The 14618-nt window shown below is 40.6% G+C and carries 12 protein-coding genes and 1 other annotated feature (1 of these 13 running past the window's edge); of the genes, 11 read left to right on the forward strand and 1 reads right to left on the reverse strand.

What is annotated here, in order from left to right; all coding sequences use genetic code 11:
* Positions 1-57 precede the first annotated feature (57 nt).
* The 4 genes from VEB00_00320 (at position 58) to VEB00_00335 (ending at position 4601) form a co-directional block, all read left to right on the forward strand.
* On the forward strand, positions 58-645 hold the full coding sequence (locus tag VEB00_00320; protein ID HYF81459.1) for a nucleoside recognition domain-containing protein: 588 nt from the start codon (positions 58-60) through the stop codon (positions 643-645).
* A complete protein-coding gene (locus tag VEB00_00325; protein HYF81460.1) occupies positions 642-1151 on the forward strand; it encodes a nucleoside recognition domain-containing protein in 510 nt (169 codons plus the stop codon). Before VEB00_00320 ends, VEB00_00325 begins: the two co-directional genes overlap by 4 nt.
* A 301-nt stretch (positions 1152-1452) precedes the next feature.
* Positions 1453-2934, forward strand: coding sequence for an FGGY family carbohydrate kinase (locus tag VEB00_00330; protein ID HYF81461.1), 1482 nt, complete (start codon positions 1453-1455; stop codon positions 2932-2934).
* Positions 2935-3068: 134 nt separating this feature from the next.
* Entirely contained in the window at positions 3069-4601 is a 1533-nt protein-coding gene (locus VEB00_00335; GenBank protein ID HYF81462.1) for a M81 family metallopeptidase, read from the forward strand.
* A gap of 66 nt (positions 4602-4667) precedes the next feature.
* On the opposite strand, the gene VEB00_00340 is transcribed toward VEB00_00335, so the two are convergent.
* Positions 4668-5444: a DeoR/GlpR family DNA-binding transcription regulator gene (locus VEB00_00340; GenBank protein HYF81463.1), complete on the reverse strand. Its 777-nt coding sequence runs from the start codon at positions 5442-5444 to the stop codon at positions 4668-4670.
* Positions 5445-5785: 341 nt separating this feature from the next.
* On the opposite strand from VEB00_00340, the gene VEB00_00345 reads away from it, so the two are divergent.
* The 7 genes from VEB00_00345 to VEB00_00375 all read left to right on the forward strand — a co-directional run bounded on the left by VEB00_00345 (position 5786) and on the right by VEB00_00375 (position 14372).
* Positions 5786-6880 carry an aminotransferase class V-fold PLP-dependent enzyme gene (locus tag VEB00_00345; GenBank protein ID HYF81464.1) on the forward strand — a complete coding sequence of 365 codons (1095 nt, stop codon included), beginning with the start codon at positions 5786-5788 and terminating at the stop codon, positions 6878-6880.
* A 111-nt stretch (positions 6881-6991) separates the two neighbouring features.
* Positions 6992-8575, forward strand: a complete 1584-nt coding sequence (locus VEB00_00350) for an ABC transporter substrate-binding protein (GenBank protein ID HYF81465.1) — start codon at positions 6992-6994, stop codon at positions 8573-8575.
* 344 nt (positions 8576-8919) lie between these two features.
* The gene (locus tag VEB00_00355; protein ID HYF81466.1) at positions 8920-9849 is read left to right on the forward strand and encodes an ABC transporter permease; all 930 of its coding nucleotides are present in this window, start codon (positions 8920-8922) and stop codon (positions 9847-9849) included.
* A 185-nt stretch (positions 9850-10034) separates the two neighbouring features.
* Positions 10035-10712 (forward strand): ABC transporter permease, encoded by a 678-nt coding sequence (locus tag VEB00_00360; GenBank protein HYF81467.1) that lies wholly within the window; start codon positions 10035-10037, stop codon positions 10710-10712.
* Positions 10713-10734: 22 nt separating this feature from the next.
* Positions 10735-11781: an ABC transporter ATP-binding protein gene (locus VEB00_00365; protein ID HYF81468.1), complete on the forward strand. Its 1047-nt coding sequence runs from the start codon at positions 10735-10737 to the stop codon at positions 11779-11781.
* Positions 11782-11790: 9 nt separating this feature from the next.
* Complete coding sequence (locus VEB00_00370) at positions 11791-12765, forward strand: oligopeptide/dipeptide ABC transporter ATP-binding protein (GenBank protein ID HYF81469.1); 975 nt, start codon at positions 11791-11793, stop codon at positions 12763-12765.
* Between the two features lie 455 nt (positions 12766-13220).
* Complete coding sequence (locus VEB00_00375) at positions 13221-14372, forward strand: transglutaminase domain-containing protein (GenBank protein HYF81470.1); 1152 nt, start codon at positions 13221-13223, stop codon at positions 14370-14372.
* 45 nt (positions 14373-14417) lie between these two features.
* Positions 14418-14618 (forward strand) — a binding site (T-box leader) (it continues 49 nt past the right edge of the window).

The following is a 14618-nucleotide window of genomic DNA, read 5'->3' on the forward strand; positions in this document are numbered from 1 at the left end:
AAAATCCAAATGACCACCATACATTTTATTGATAATAGAATGAATGGTGGTTTTTTAATGATTAATAAGCTCTGGTTTTACATGATAGTCATAGCTGTTGCGTTTGCAGCGACGGGGGGGAGGCTTGAGACCCTTACAGAGGAAATCTTTATTTCCCTTCAGTCCTCAATTGATCTGGGAATCGGGCTTTTAGGAGGAATGATGCTTTGGTGTGGTGTGCTGAAGGTGGCTGAAAGATCCGGTTTGGTAGAGGTTATATCTTCTTTTATCAGGCCTGTTATGAGGATGCTTTTTAAAGGGATACCTTCAAAAAGCGCTGCTATGGGAGCGATGATCATGAACATCACCTCCAACATGCTGGGGCTTGGGAATGCAGCTACTCCTTTGGGCCTGAAGGCTATGCAGGAGCTGCAGGAGCTGAACCCGAAAAAAGATACAGCAACGAATGCCATGTGTCTTTTTTTAGTAGTTAATGCAGCGCCTATACAGCTGCTGCCTGCCACTGTTCTTTCACTGAGAGCTTCGGTAGGCTCAACAAATCCGGGAATAATAATTCTTCCGGCTATTATCTCTTCCTTAACTGCCGTGACCGTTGGAGTCATAACCTGCAAGCTTCTTGAAAGGGCTAATGGAGGTGCAAGATGAGTTTCATTATACCGCTGATTGTCTTGCTCATACTCGCTTATGGATATATAAAAGGAGTCAAGGTTTATGATGCGTTCATTGAAGGGGCAAAGGATGGACTTATGATTACATTCAAGATACTTCCATACATAGCAGCGATGCTTCTTGCGGTTGGAATGCTCCGGAGCTCTGGAGGATTGGACTTCATGCTGTATGTTTTGAGACCACTGACAAATGCAGCCGGTATACCCAAAGAGGTGGTGCCGCTTATAATCATGAAACCCTTGTCGGGAAGCGGTGCTTTGGGAGTACTTGCAGATATATTGAAAACAAGTGGTGCGGACAGTCGTGCCGGAGTGTTGGCAAGCATAATTATGAGCAGCACGGAAACGATTTTTTACACCATAACGGTATATTTCGGCTCTGTTGGCATAAAAAACATACGCCATACCCTGATGGCAGCATTGATTGCTGATGCAGCAGGAGTGGCAGCGGCAATACTTATATGCAGGCTTATGTTGTTTTAACAATTAAATATAGAACAGTTTGAAAATGAATGAGGGATACAAATCTGTTTTCAACGAATTTTTACATGTTCGAATTTAATAATTAATTATATAATTACTTTAAAAACACATAATATTGTAAAGAAATTATAAAAATGTTGTAAAGAAATTAGGAGGATGTTATAATATATTTGTCAGGTTCTAGCATACATTGCTAGTTGTTCTTAAGTCATCGAATATATAATAGACGCAGAGGTAGATAACATTGATTTGAATAAAAGTTTATAAGTGATTAAGGAATTATAAAAGGGGTGTATTTGAATTGGGGAATCTATACATTGCTTCATATGATTTTGGCACAAGCAGTGTCAAGGCCGTACTAGTGGATTTTCAGGGGAATGTCAAAGGCAGTTCTACAGCAGGTTATTCTCTACTTGCGCCTCATGCTGATTGGGCGGAGCAAGATTCTACCGCATATTGGGACGCTGTGTGTAAGGCAACAAAACAAGCGTTGATCAATGCGGATATCTGTCCGGAAGATGTTAAAGGTATTGTTTTTGGTACACAATGGAAAGGGATTATTCCTCTGGATGCTCAGGATAATGTGCTTTATAACACGATTATCTGGCTAGATGGCCGTGCAGGAAAGCAGGCCGCCAAGCTCAATGCGAGGATGAACACCACGGAATTCTGCAATAAGGATTATTGGCCAAAACTGATGTGGGTCAAAGAAGAATTACCGGAGGTTTATGAAAAGACAACTTGCTTTTTGGAAATTAACGCCTTCTTGAAGTTTAAAGCAACAGGGAGGAAACTAGTAGATATAACCAACCATTTTACCCGCTCAATAGATGTAAAGCTTCAAGCATATTATAATAAGGTTCTTGCTGCAGCTGAGATAGACCCTGATAAATTTCCACCTCTTGTTATGCCGACGGATAAGATAGGTGGCCTCACTGCAAAAGCTGCCCAGGAGTTAGGCCTTCCAATGGGAACGGCTGTGTTCGGTGGCTGTGGAGATATTCCAGCAATCGCTATTGGAGCTGGCTGTAGCAGCAGGGATAGTGTTCACATTTATTTGGGCTCTTCCGGCTGGCTAGGTACTGTAGTACCAGAGCAGAAGGATGGTGTTGGGGAGCTTTATCAGTCTTTGGATCGAGGTAAGGAGTTAATGATTTATACTTTACAGTCCGCTGGCATGACATTTAACTGGGCTATCGATCAATTTTATCACGTTGAAAAAGATATATTAAAGGATGACATATTCGAATTTGTTAATAAAGAGATTGAAAATATTGAACCCGGATCCCTGAATATGATTGCAACTCCATGGCTGCATGGTGAACGCCCGCCACTGTCGGAGAAAGCAAAGACTGTATTTATTAACATCACGAATTTACACAATCGACGTCACTTTATCAACGCCATAATGGAGGGAATATGCTATCACCTACGATGGAAGATAGAAATATATGAGAAGGAAACAGGCAGGACGCTTAGGTCTATACGCATCGTGGGAGGGGTTGCATCCAGCGATAAGTGGATGCAAATAATGGCAAATGTTTTGCAAATTCCAGTGGAGATCCCGGTTAATGTGCGTCATGCGGGCGCCATTGGTACTGCATACTGTGCCTTAATCGGGTTAGGTCAGTATAAAAATTTTGAGGAAGCCGATAAGATGACTATTGCCGAAAAGACATTTCTACCCCAAAAAGAGTATGCAAATATATACGATATGCTTTTTAAAGTCTTCCAGCAGATTTATCCTACCATGGAAGGCATGTTCGATATACTTAACGGCTGATTTTGATTGCAGAATGTTGCTGTTTTGTCTACCGTTCGAGCAATATAAGAAAAGCGTTTTTGTGAGGTATTAGGGAAAAAGTAACAAAAATTTACTTCTTTTTATAAAAATGTTTAAAAAGCGAGGAAAGTTTAATGAAAATCGTTATCTGTGAATTTAATCAAGAGACTAATTCCTTCAATCCTATAACTACCACTATGGATGATTATAAACGGGGTGGAATTTTTGAGGGTGAGGAGATGCGAACAGAGCTGGAAGGCAGACCTTGCGCAGTGGCAGGTATGTTTCGGGCAATTAAGGAAGCAAAGGCTGAAGCAATCCCTGCGTACTCCATGTATGCACAGAGCGGAGGGCCAGTAGAACAGGAGATTTTGGATAAGTTTATTGAAAAGACTGTTGCTGTCATTCGGAAAAGCGCGCCTGTGGATGGTGTATTCATTTCCTTTCATGGTGCTACGCAGTCGACGGAGTACGATGATGTCTGTGGGTTGATTTCAGAGATTGTGAGAAAGGAAGTTGGGGAAGGTGCAGTTATTGCTGCTTCCTGTGATCTTCATGCTAATGTAACAGAAAGAATGGTGCAAAACTTGGATATTGTTTGTGGTTATCATACATACCCTCATTCGGATTTTTTTGAGACAGGCTATCGTGCAGGAAAATTGGGAATGGAATGCTTAATTGATAAAGTTAGGTATCATATGGTACGGGTAATGCTGCCCATGATAGCGCCGGCCAGTAGTTATACAACATTGATGGGTTCCTTCGCGAACATTATGGCATATGGAGAATTGCTGCAGGGAACAGGAAAGCTGATTGACTTTTCAATATTTCAAATGCAGCCTTGGCTTGATGTTGCAAATGGGGGCTCTGCGGTACTGACCATTGCATATGACTATAAGACGGCGGAACCCTATGCGATAGAGTTGGCACAGCGTTTGCTTGATATGCGTGAGGAATTTAATCCTAAATTGTACTCCATCGACCAGGTATTGGATCTTGCAGTAGAAAATAAGACGGGTAAACCAGTTATTTTAGTAGATTCCGCGGATTCCACCAATGCTGGGGCTGTTGGAGACAATGCTTCTGTCTTGAAGCGGTTGCTGGAGCGCAAACTTGATATAAAGATGGCGTTTGCCATTGACGATGCCCCTGCGGCGGAGCTTGCACACAATATGGGGGTAGGAAAGAAAGGGATATTTTCGATTGGAGGTACAAAGGACCCTGCGAGGAGTGAGTCAGTTCAAGTGGAGGCGTATGTGAAATCGCTGCATGACGGTGTTTTTAGCCAGGAAGGTCCCGCAGGACGTGGTCTTGTCAGAGACATCGGGCGCACTGCTGTGTTGTCAATCGGGAATATTGATGTTGTTGTTTGTCACCGCGTGATGGGGAATGGTGATCCACAGCTGTATCGTGCCTTTGGAGTGGAACCGACATTCTATCAACTTGTGGTGGTAAAGGCGTGTACATCCTTCAGGGTAGCGTATCAACTTTTAGCGGCAGCCATATGCGACACCGACACACCAGGTACGGCCAGCGTTCACCTAATGTCACTCAATTTTAAGAAAATACCCCATTCATTCTACCCATTCTCCAGCCTGAACGACTACAAGATTAGCGACATCACCTATGCTCGGGCTATAGAGGGAAAGCGAACTGAATTGTCTTGAGTGAGGTGTGAAGAATGAAAGATTCCGATATATCAATTTGAAGAAATTACTCAAACCCTTAATGGATTAAACTTCATCTGGCTTATCGGCAATGAGGACTTCAATTTTTCGTTCCCTTAAATCCGCTAAAACCTTCGGACAAATTTTCCAATCTGTTACGATAACATCAACTTCTTCCAGTGGAGAAACCATAGCAAAAGCATTTATTCCAAACTTGCTGCTATCCGCGAGAAGTATAGTTTTATTAGCTCGTTCTATAGAAAATTTCCGTACTTGTGCTTCTTCTATATTATAGTCTGATATACCATCTTGCAAAGTGATTCCACCTGCTCCGATAAAAGCAATATCTACAAAAAATTGTTTAAGGGCTGATAGTGTCAAACTTCCTGACATTGATAGGAAGCTTGGATTTAACTTGCCTCCCATAATATGAAGATTTATATCTGTATTAGCAAGTTCGTTAACAATGGACAAAGAGTTTGTCAAAACAATTACATTATTTTTATTTTTTATACTTCTTGCAAGTTCGATAATAGTAGTACCAACATCTAAAATAATTGTTTGGCCATCAGCAACCAATTCGGCAGCTTTTTTACCAATTGCAATTTTTTCTAAACTATTTATAACTTCTCGGGTAGAATATGACGGTTCAGAGGCAATTGGCGAAATCAGTGCAGCGCCGCCATAGATTTTCTTACATAGATTCTGTGACTCTAAGATATGAAGATCACGGCGAGCAGTTTCAGTAGATACTCCAAAGGTAGATGTAATATCCGTAATCTTAACAACTTTAGTTTTTTGCATCATGTCTAAAATTTTTTGATGACGTTCTCTCGAAATCACGTTCAGTTTCCTCCTGTTTTCCAATAATATATAACATTCATATTATATATTATTGGAAATTTAATTACAATAATATATTTGTTGGTTACTAATTACCAAACAAAACATAACAAGTTGACAAAAGTTAATATAAATATTTGTATGGGAGATTGAATCTGATTAAGCGATTTAAATGGTAAGAGCGCTGAATGTCAACACTGAATTATCTAAAAGTTTTAAAAAACACCAAACACTATATTTACAAATTAAACACCAGGTATTATAATTAAAACAACAAGAAGTTATAACAAACTGATAAAGAAAACACAAAATGTATTAAAAACATTGGAAGGGAGATAGAAATGAGTGCACCAAAATTGTTTAGTCCAGGTCCAGTAATTGTTGAAAATAATGTAAGACAGGCTTTATTACATTATGATATTTGTCATAGGGGAAAAGAGTTCGAAGAAATGTTTGAGGATACATTAAATAAAATTAACATAATCTTTGGGGCAGATAATAGTTATAAATCTTTGCTAATTTCAGGATCGGGGACATCTGCCAATGAAACTGTGTTATCTTCACTATTTAAAAAAAATGATGATAGCGTATTGCTAATTTCAAATGGAACCTTTGGTGAAAGGTTGGAAGAAATCATATTAAAGTATAGGATTCCCTTGGTAAAACCTAAATTCGAATGGAGCCAATATCCTACTGTAAGCGTTGTAGAAGAGATGTTGTCTAAGAATCCTCAGGTTAAGGTTGTAGCAATGGTTTTTCACGAGACATCAACTGGCATGATTAATCCAGTCTGTGAAATTGGGGAGCTTTGCAAAAAATATGGTAAACTGTTTTTCGTCGATTGTGTTTCGGCGGTCGGCGGGGAAAATATAGATGTCATAAAGAATAATATTGATATAGCAACCAGTGTTGGCGGCAAATGTGTTGGTGCGTTCCCCGGATCTGCTTTTATTTGCGCAAAAGAGTCATTATTAAAATCTATTAAAGAAGAAGATTGCATGAATGTATACCTCAACCTTTATAAGCATTATTATTATGCAAAAACTTTCAGACAAACACCAAACACTCCGAATGTAACTTTATTCTGGGCGCTTAATGCTGCACTGACTAACATCACAAATAAAGGACTTGATAAACAGATAGAAACCTATAAGGAGTATGCGAAGATAATAAGGGATGGAGTAAGTGAGATAGGGTTGGTATTTTTGCTAGATAAAAAGTACATGTCAAATACTGTTACGTCCGTTTTTCTTCCTACCGGTATGAACGTAGATGATTTTTTGACCGAGATGGAGGATGAAGGTTACGTACTGTACGCAGGGAAAGGTAAATACTATGAACAAAATATGTTTCAGATTGCCAATATGGGGCATGTACAAAAAGAAGATTGTTATCAATTGTTGAAGGTTATGGGAATGCATGTTCATAAATCATAATGTGTAGGTTTTATGAATGAATCGGGTTATCGGTTTAATACTGATGATAACCTTATGATACGAACCGAATTATCGGTTGTATATAAACCAAATAAATGAGGAGGAATCAGAGTGAAACGAGCTAAGAAAGTGATGTCAATTGTTCTTACACTGTTGTTGCTCATCGGTATCTTTAGCGGTTGTGCGACAACCACAGAAGAGCCCAAAAATGTCAGCGAGACGAGCGGTACGGCTGCACCGGAGGCAAAAAAGGATACGCTAACCATGTTGTCAGCTGAGAGCTTCACGGGAAGCTGGGATCCCACTGGTCACACAATTCTTGCAAATATCCATGTAGAATACATAGTATTCGACCGCTTAGTTAACATGGACATGAAGACGCTTGAGATTAAACCCGGTCTTGCAACGGAATGGAAATACCTAGAAGATGGCGTAACATTGGAACTCAAGCTTAGAAAAGGTGTTAAATTCCACGATGGTAGTGATTTTGATGCATCAGACGTAGCAGAGACTGTAAAAAGATTCTCTGATCAGTCCAGAGTTGCTAGCGCATGGTGGGCTGAACCTATTCTTGCAGAGGTTGTGGATGACTTAACAGTAAGACTAAAACCTTCTAGTGGCAATGCTTATGCTCCTCTGATAAACAATTTGTGCTTTACACCCATCATGTCCTCAGATGACATTGAAAACGAAGCGCGCTTAATGAATAATTTGAATGGGACGGGTCCATATAAATTTGTAAAGTTTGAGAACGAGCAGTGTAGTTTCATTGCAAACGAAGCTTATTGGGACACACCAAATGCACCCAAAGTAAAAAACTTCGTATTCCGTTATGTTGCAGATCCTGCAACAAGACTTGCAGCACTGCAGACAGGAGAGGCCGATATCATAGAACGTGTTGAGTCAGAACAAGTTCCGTCAATCAAAGCTGATTCCGCTCTTAAACTTATAACGGTAACTGCTATTGAGCAAAAGAATCTGGTATTTAAATTCCAGGTACCGCCAATGGACAATAAACTTCTTCGTCAGGCTATCTCGTATGCAATTGATCGTGAGACTATTGTAAAAGACATAATGCAAGGATATGCAGGCCAAGCGAATAATTTTGTCTCGGAGGTTGCTTGGGGTTATGAGCCTGCTAAAGGCTTCCCGACTTACAATCCTGAAAAGGCAAAACAATTGCTGGCTGAGGCTGGGTATCCAAATGGCAAGGGCTTACCCGAGATCACTTATGCTACCTCAGTAGGTTTCTATCCAAAGACCAAGGAATATGGTGAATACATAGTTTCAAACCTTGCCGATATTGGGATTAAATGCAAACTTGTTCCTATGGAAACTGCCAGTTGGTTAGATGCACTATATCAGCCTACCTCTGCCAACATGGTTGATACAGGCTGGATGCCACCAGGATTAGAGCCAGACTTAACAATTGGAGCGTTTTATAGGAGCCCTGGTCAAGTTTCTTTTTGTGAGATTCCGGAATTGAATGAAATTCTTATGAAAGAGGCTAGGATCACCGACAGCAAAGAGCGTGCGGAGTTCCTTAAGACAGACGTTTATCCAATGATTGCAGAGTATGTACCGCATATGACGATGTTCAACTCCGTTTTGATTTACGCTATGCGCAGCGATGTGGAGGGCTTCGAACCTACACCGACTTCTGCTATGCCATTCCACAAAGTTTATTTCAAGTAATATACTTCAAATTTTAAGATTATGAATTGAGCCGTTGTTTCGTGGCCAGACCTGTTGACTTTTCCGGGTCTGGTCACGAAGTCTAACGGGATAGTCACACATAAAGAATAGGTAGATAACCATTTATGCAACATTTCGATAAAGGTTTCGCGATAATACTATTAGAACTAATTAATGAAACCGATTGGACGAGTATCATTTTCGTGTTACATTATTATTAGATACTCTGCAGGGCAGGTTATGAGTTTTTGTGTATTCATGAGAAGGTAAGGTAGATAAAGCTGAAATGTTTGGGGGGATACAAGAGTTCCCCTCATAAAGATAAAGGAGGTGAAGATGTCACAATGCTAGCCACGATAACGAAGCGCCTATTACAAGGGCTTATTGTGATTATTGCCATAACGGTCATAACTTTTGTTATGCTAAGATTGATACCGAGCGATCCATCAAGAACAATGGCACCAAATGCAACCGAAGCGCAACTTTTGCAGCTCAAGGAGCAGATGGGTATTGGAGACCCCATAGCCGTACAGTTTGCAAAATATGTTAATAACCTGTTCAGTGGTTATTTAGGCTACTCATATTTTCAAAAGGCGGATGTAGTAACGGTCATAGGGCGGGCATTACCTGTAACGGGGATACTGCTTATGTTCGCAATTATCATATCCTTAGTGTTCGGATTGATTCTAGGTATTATAGCGGCCATTTATAGTAACACATGGATTGACAGACTGATATCGGGTTTTTCCGTGCTGTTCCAATCCATGCCAAATTACTGGGTAGGTATTATTTTGATTCAAATTGTATCGGTCAACCTCAAGCTGCTGCCGTCAACAGGATATAAAAACATCAGATATGCAATACTTCCGTCCATTGTTTTATCGCTTCCTATGACTGCGGTATTGATCAGGAATATCAGGGCTTCCATGATGGACAGCATCAACCAGAGCTTTGTCAAGGCTGCAAAGGCAAGAGGTATTCCGTCATGGTCTTTATTGGTTAGGTACTCGTTCCGTAATTCTTTGATACCGGTGCTCACAATTTTCGGCACGCAGCTTGGCATACTGCTTGGCAACTCTGTTGTTGTGGAATATGTGTTTGGGTATCCGGGAATCGGAATGCAAATTCTCAATGCGATTTTGAGGCGAGACTATTATCTGGTCCAGGGATTGGTTGCGCTGCTTTCGGGCGTCTTTATCCTTATAAATATGGCCATCGATATTAGTTATATTTATCTTGATCCACGCATTAGAAAGGCACAGGGTGGACTATGAAAAATACAAAAATTAAAAATGCGCTTTCATTCCTCAGAAAAAATCCAACTTTTACTTTTGGTTTAATTATCATACTGATCACTCTGTTTATTGCATTATTCGCTAATTTTATTGTCCCGTTTGATCCTGCCTCGTCTTCGCCCAAAGAACGGCTAGCACCACCATTCTGGTCTTCGAGTGCGAATATGAAGCATATATTGGGGACGGACTATATAGGAAGGGACCTAGTCTCTAGATTGTTTATGGGCATTCGAACTTCTGTAATTGTCAGCTTTCTTGCGGTTGGTACTGCTGTACTGATTGGTATGGCGGTTGGATTAGCATCAGGCTTGGCGCACCCTGGACTGCTGGATTCCATCTTGATGCGTATTACGGATATCCAGATGGGTTTCCCATTTATAGTACTTGCAATTATCATATTGACAATGGTGGAGCCAACGGTAGCATCCTGTATCGTTGTGCTCAGTTTAGCGTCTTGGCCAGCTTATGCAAGGGTATTACGTTCTAATGTAATGATTGAAAAAGAAATGGACTATGTTGCTGCTGCAAAGGCTATGGGTGCTAGTAAATTGAGAATTGCCGTCAAATATCTGGGCCGTAATTTCCTATCAGCCATAATACCAGTAATGCCAATGGATATTGCCGGTGCTATTATAACAGAGAGCTTATTGAGTTTTATGTCAATTGGGATTCAACCGCCTAACATCTCACTAGGTAATATTATGGCCGATGGAAGAAATTATATTTCTACTTCGTGGTGGATAACAGCGATACCTGGTATCGTAGTAATGATTATAGTCCTTGCTTTGAATCTTATGGGTGATGTACTTCAGAAGAAATTTGATCCCAAGCTGAATAAATGATTAAATCTGGAGGGACAAGTGTATGAAACAAAACGCTGATATTAAAAAACCAAAAGATGTCCAGCCAGATGTGTTGCTGGAAGTCAAGAACCTGAAGACCTATTTCTATCTACCTTCAGGGGCAGTCGTGAAGGCTGTTGATGGGGTGAATTTTACACTCAAAAGAGGAAGTGTCCTTGGCATCATTGGCGAATCCGGATCGGGCAAAAGTGTTACTTCACGTTCTATTATGCGAATAGTCGATGAGCCGGGCAAAATCGAAGATGGTGAAATTATTTTCAAAGGTCAAGATTTACTTAAGATTCCAGAAAAAAAGATGTCACGGTTGCGTGGCTCTCAAATATCCTTGATTTTTCAAGATCCTACGACGTCATTCAACCCATACATGACTATCGGAGCGCAGCTTACTGAAGCGTATCTTGTTCATAAAAATGCTAGTAAAGAAGAAATCAGACAGCGCTGTATTGAAGTACTTAAGCTGGTTGGCGTTTCAAACCATGAAGAGATTATGAAGAAGTATCCGTGCGAGTTCTCTGCCGGATTCCGCCAAAGAATTTTTATTGCTATGTCGATGATATTCAATCCTGATTTGCTTATTGCAGATGAGCCGACAACCAGCTTAGGTATTACAATTCAAGCTGAAATCATTGAGGCGTTGATTGACGTTAAGGAGAAAACAGGAAACTCGGTAATTATTATCACTCATGATTTTGGTGTAGTTTCGCAGTTTTCCGATGATATATTTGTTATGTATGCGGGTCGCTGCGTCGAATCCTCGCCTAAAAAACAACTACTGCTTTATCCGAGGCACCCTTATACGGTAGGTTTGATTCGCTCTGTACCTTTATTAGAAGCGAGAAAGACCAAACGCCTCAAGTCCATACCGGGCTTTCCGCCGGATATGGTAAACTTGCCAAAGGGTTGTGCCTTTGCACCTCGCTGCGAGTTTGCACAACAGAAATGTTTGGAAGATCAGCCGTCGCTGAGCGAAGTGGAAGAAGGGCGTATGGTCGCGTGCCACTATCCACTGATGGACTACTGCACAAGCGATGACACTACATTGGAATGAGGTGATAAAGTGAGTATACCGATTTTACAAATTGAAAGTCTCAAAAAGCATTTTCCTGTTCGCAAGGGCTTGTTCAATAAACAGGTGACAATAAAATATGTTGTAGACGGCATAAGCTTTAAAATTGAAAATGGTCAGACTGTCGCGTTGGTTGGCGAGTCAGGCTGTGGTAAATCAGTATTATTGCGCACAATCATAGGATTAGAGAGTCCTACGGATGGTAATATTTACTTCAAGGGACAACGCTATGATCAGATGAAAAAGCAAGAGATAAAGGAAATGCGGCGCAGGGTTCAGCTGATATTTCAAGACTCATTAGCTTCACTACACCCACGCTTTACCATAGCAATGTCGCTGGAAGAGCCATTGATTTTAAATGGAATGTCGGACGCAAAAAAGCGCGAAGAGATCATAATTGACACCCTTAACCAGGTAGGACTTGACCCGGAATTTCGCTTTAGATATCCAGAACAGCTTTCCGGAGGGCAGCGTCAACGTGTTATTATTGCAAGGGCTTTAGTGGAACGTCCTGAGTTAATACTAGCAGATGAGCCTATTTCGGCATTAGACGTTTCATTGCAGGCACAGGTGCTCAATTTTCTTATGGATCTGCAGGAAAAGTATTCTCTTTCCATGTTATTTGTGGCACATGACTTAGCAGTTGTGCGACAAATTGCAGAACATATCATGATTATGTATGCGGGTGTTATTGTTGAATCCGCACCCGGAGCTGAGATATATATAAATGCAAAACATCCATACACTAAAGTATTGCTGGAATCCGCACCGAGCATATCAAAGGGAATAAAAGATGAAGGATTCAATTTGAATTTAAAGATCGGAGATACGGTGGATCCAGCTTCGCCACCACCAGGATGTTTATTCAATACTAGGTGTATATATGCAGATGAAGAATGCATGTCCATAAGGCCGGAGCCAAAAGAAGTTGCACCAAACCATCTTGTATGTTGTCACAAAGTTTAACTTAACGGTTTAAGTCTAAAGACAATATTGCTTTTCAACAACTTACTTTGATTTTAGTAAGAAGTTATTTCGTGATATAGAGCGGGAAACCAGTAAATTATGGTTACCTGCTCTTTTCATATTTGTATAGTAAAAAGAGTATATAATCAATAGAAGAAAGAAACTATAAATGGTCGATATTGATTATCGCAAACAATTCCATGGTATATTGGAGAACTGGCTGGATATGATTGTATCGGAGATGTTGCAGGCATAGCCGCTGGTGAATATCGTTGGGGATAAGTTTCAGGTTGGAATACCTGAGGAGGAGTGCTTCTTTTCATTATGAAGCACTTGTCGGGCAGTGGTGCGGCAGGAGTGACAGCGGCAATACTTATATGCAGGCTTATGTTGTTTTAATTTATTTAGCGTGAGATAATATGAAATAGAAAATACAGTTCAAGGTGGATTATATAATGAGACTAAGAAGACTATTAGTGCTCCTTTTAATAATATTTGCTGTTATCAGCATTAAGCTTCCTGAAACCTTCCAACTGCTAGGCACAAAGGTAAGGCTTCTTCCCTTGGCTCTGCCCGTATATGATATTGATGCAGACGCAGAAGTCAGAAGTAGTGGCGAGTTCCATGCCATAATGCTTGATGCCATCAGGGAAGTAAAGGATGGTGTGAAGGTACTGATAGTTAAATACGATGAAAAAACCTATGATGTAGACGCTGCGTTTAAGAGTATATTGGCTGAGAACGTCGGACTGGGGTTTGTATCGGGCTGCAATGCAACTTTTACAAGAGCATTGGGAAAAGAATCGGCAGCTGTTGAATTGAAGCTGCAGTACATATACCCAAGAGAAAAGATTATCTCTATGCGCGCTGAGACGGATAGCAAAGCAAATGACATTATCAACAGTATAATAAAGCCCGGAATGAGTGATTACGAAAAAGTCCTGGCAGTTCATGACCATGTGGTTAAGAGCTCAAGATATGACAGATTGAATGCAGACAGCAATAATGTGCCTGCTCTGGAGCATGAAGCTTATGGAGTGCTTGTAAAAGGGATTGGAGTTTGTGACAGCTATGCCAAAGCGGTTAAACTGCTTTTGGAAAAGGCGGGAGTTCAATGCATTCTTGTGGAGGGCAGCAAAGCCGGAGATGCCGGACAAAGACCTGCTGATGTTGATCATGCATGGAATATTGTAAAGCTGAACGGAGAATACTACCATGTAGATGCTACTTGGGATGACGTATCGGAGGAAAGGGACAGCACAGAGCTGGTTTATCATCATTTCAACATCAACGATGAGGAAATGCAAAAGACGCATATATGGGATAAAGGCAAATACCCTCCTTGCACTGGCACAAAATACAACTATTTTGAATATAACAAGCTTATAGCAAATAGCCAGGCTGAAGTTCTTTCAATGATGACAAAAGCTGTTTCCGGTCGGGAAAAGAGGCTGTTAGTAAAGATTGCCGACTATAAAAGTTCTGCATACAATATTGAAGAGCTGATAAAAAAGGCTGCAGAAAAAAGCAGTCTCAATCAGGGCATAAGTGCAAAATGGATAATAAATGACTCCCTTGGGATAGTTGATATTGAGTTTGAATATTGACACAGATGAAATAATGTTGTATATTTTTGACATATACTTTAAATTATAAAAGTGATGATGGGAAGAGTAAGTTGGCATACATGTCAAAGAGAGCCGGGAATGGTGCGAACCGGCACATAAAACCAACCCAACATGGCCCCTGAACTGTACAGGTGAGGCAGCTGCTAAGCCTGTGCCGTCAAGCTGACGTTATACAGCACAGTGATGAATTCTTATGAAAGAGTCACTTGTTAAGTTTTCTGCCGC

Source organism: Clostridia bacterium (genome assembly GCA_035628995.1).
GTDB lineage: Bacteria > Bacillota > Clostridia > Lutisporales > Lutisporaceae > BRH-c25.

Coding starts and splice junctions, on each gene's coding strand:
- VEB00_00320 (HYF81459.1), top strand. CDS start 58: ATGATTAATAAGCTCTGGTTTTACATGATAGTCATAGCTGTTGCGTTT.
- VEB00_00365 (HYF81468.1), top strand. CDS start 10,735: ATGAAACAAAACGCTGATATTAAAAAACCAAAAGATGTCCAGCCAGAT.
- VEB00_00355 (HYF81466.1), top strand. CDS start 8,920: ATGCTAGCCACGATAACGAAGCGCCTATTACAAGGGCTTATTGTGATT.
- VEB00_00360 (HYF81467.1), top strand. CDS start 10,035: ATGAAGCATATATTGGGGACGGACTATATAGGAAGGGACCTAGTCTCT.
- VEB00_00375 (HYF81470.1), top strand. CDS start 13,221: ATGAGACTAAGAAGACTATTAGTGCTCCTTTTAATAATATTTGCTGTT.
- VEB00_00345 (HYF81464.1), top strand. CDS start 5,786: ATGAGTGCACCAAAATTGTTTAGTCCAGGTCCAGTAATTGTTGAAAAT.
- VEB00_00335 (HYF81462.1), top strand. CDS start 3,069: ATGAAAATCGTTATCTGTGAATTTAATCAAGAGACTAATTCCTTCAAT.
- VEB00_00325 (HYF81460.1), top strand. CDS start 642: ATGAGTTTCATTATACCGCTGATTGTCTTGCTCATACTCGCTTATGGA.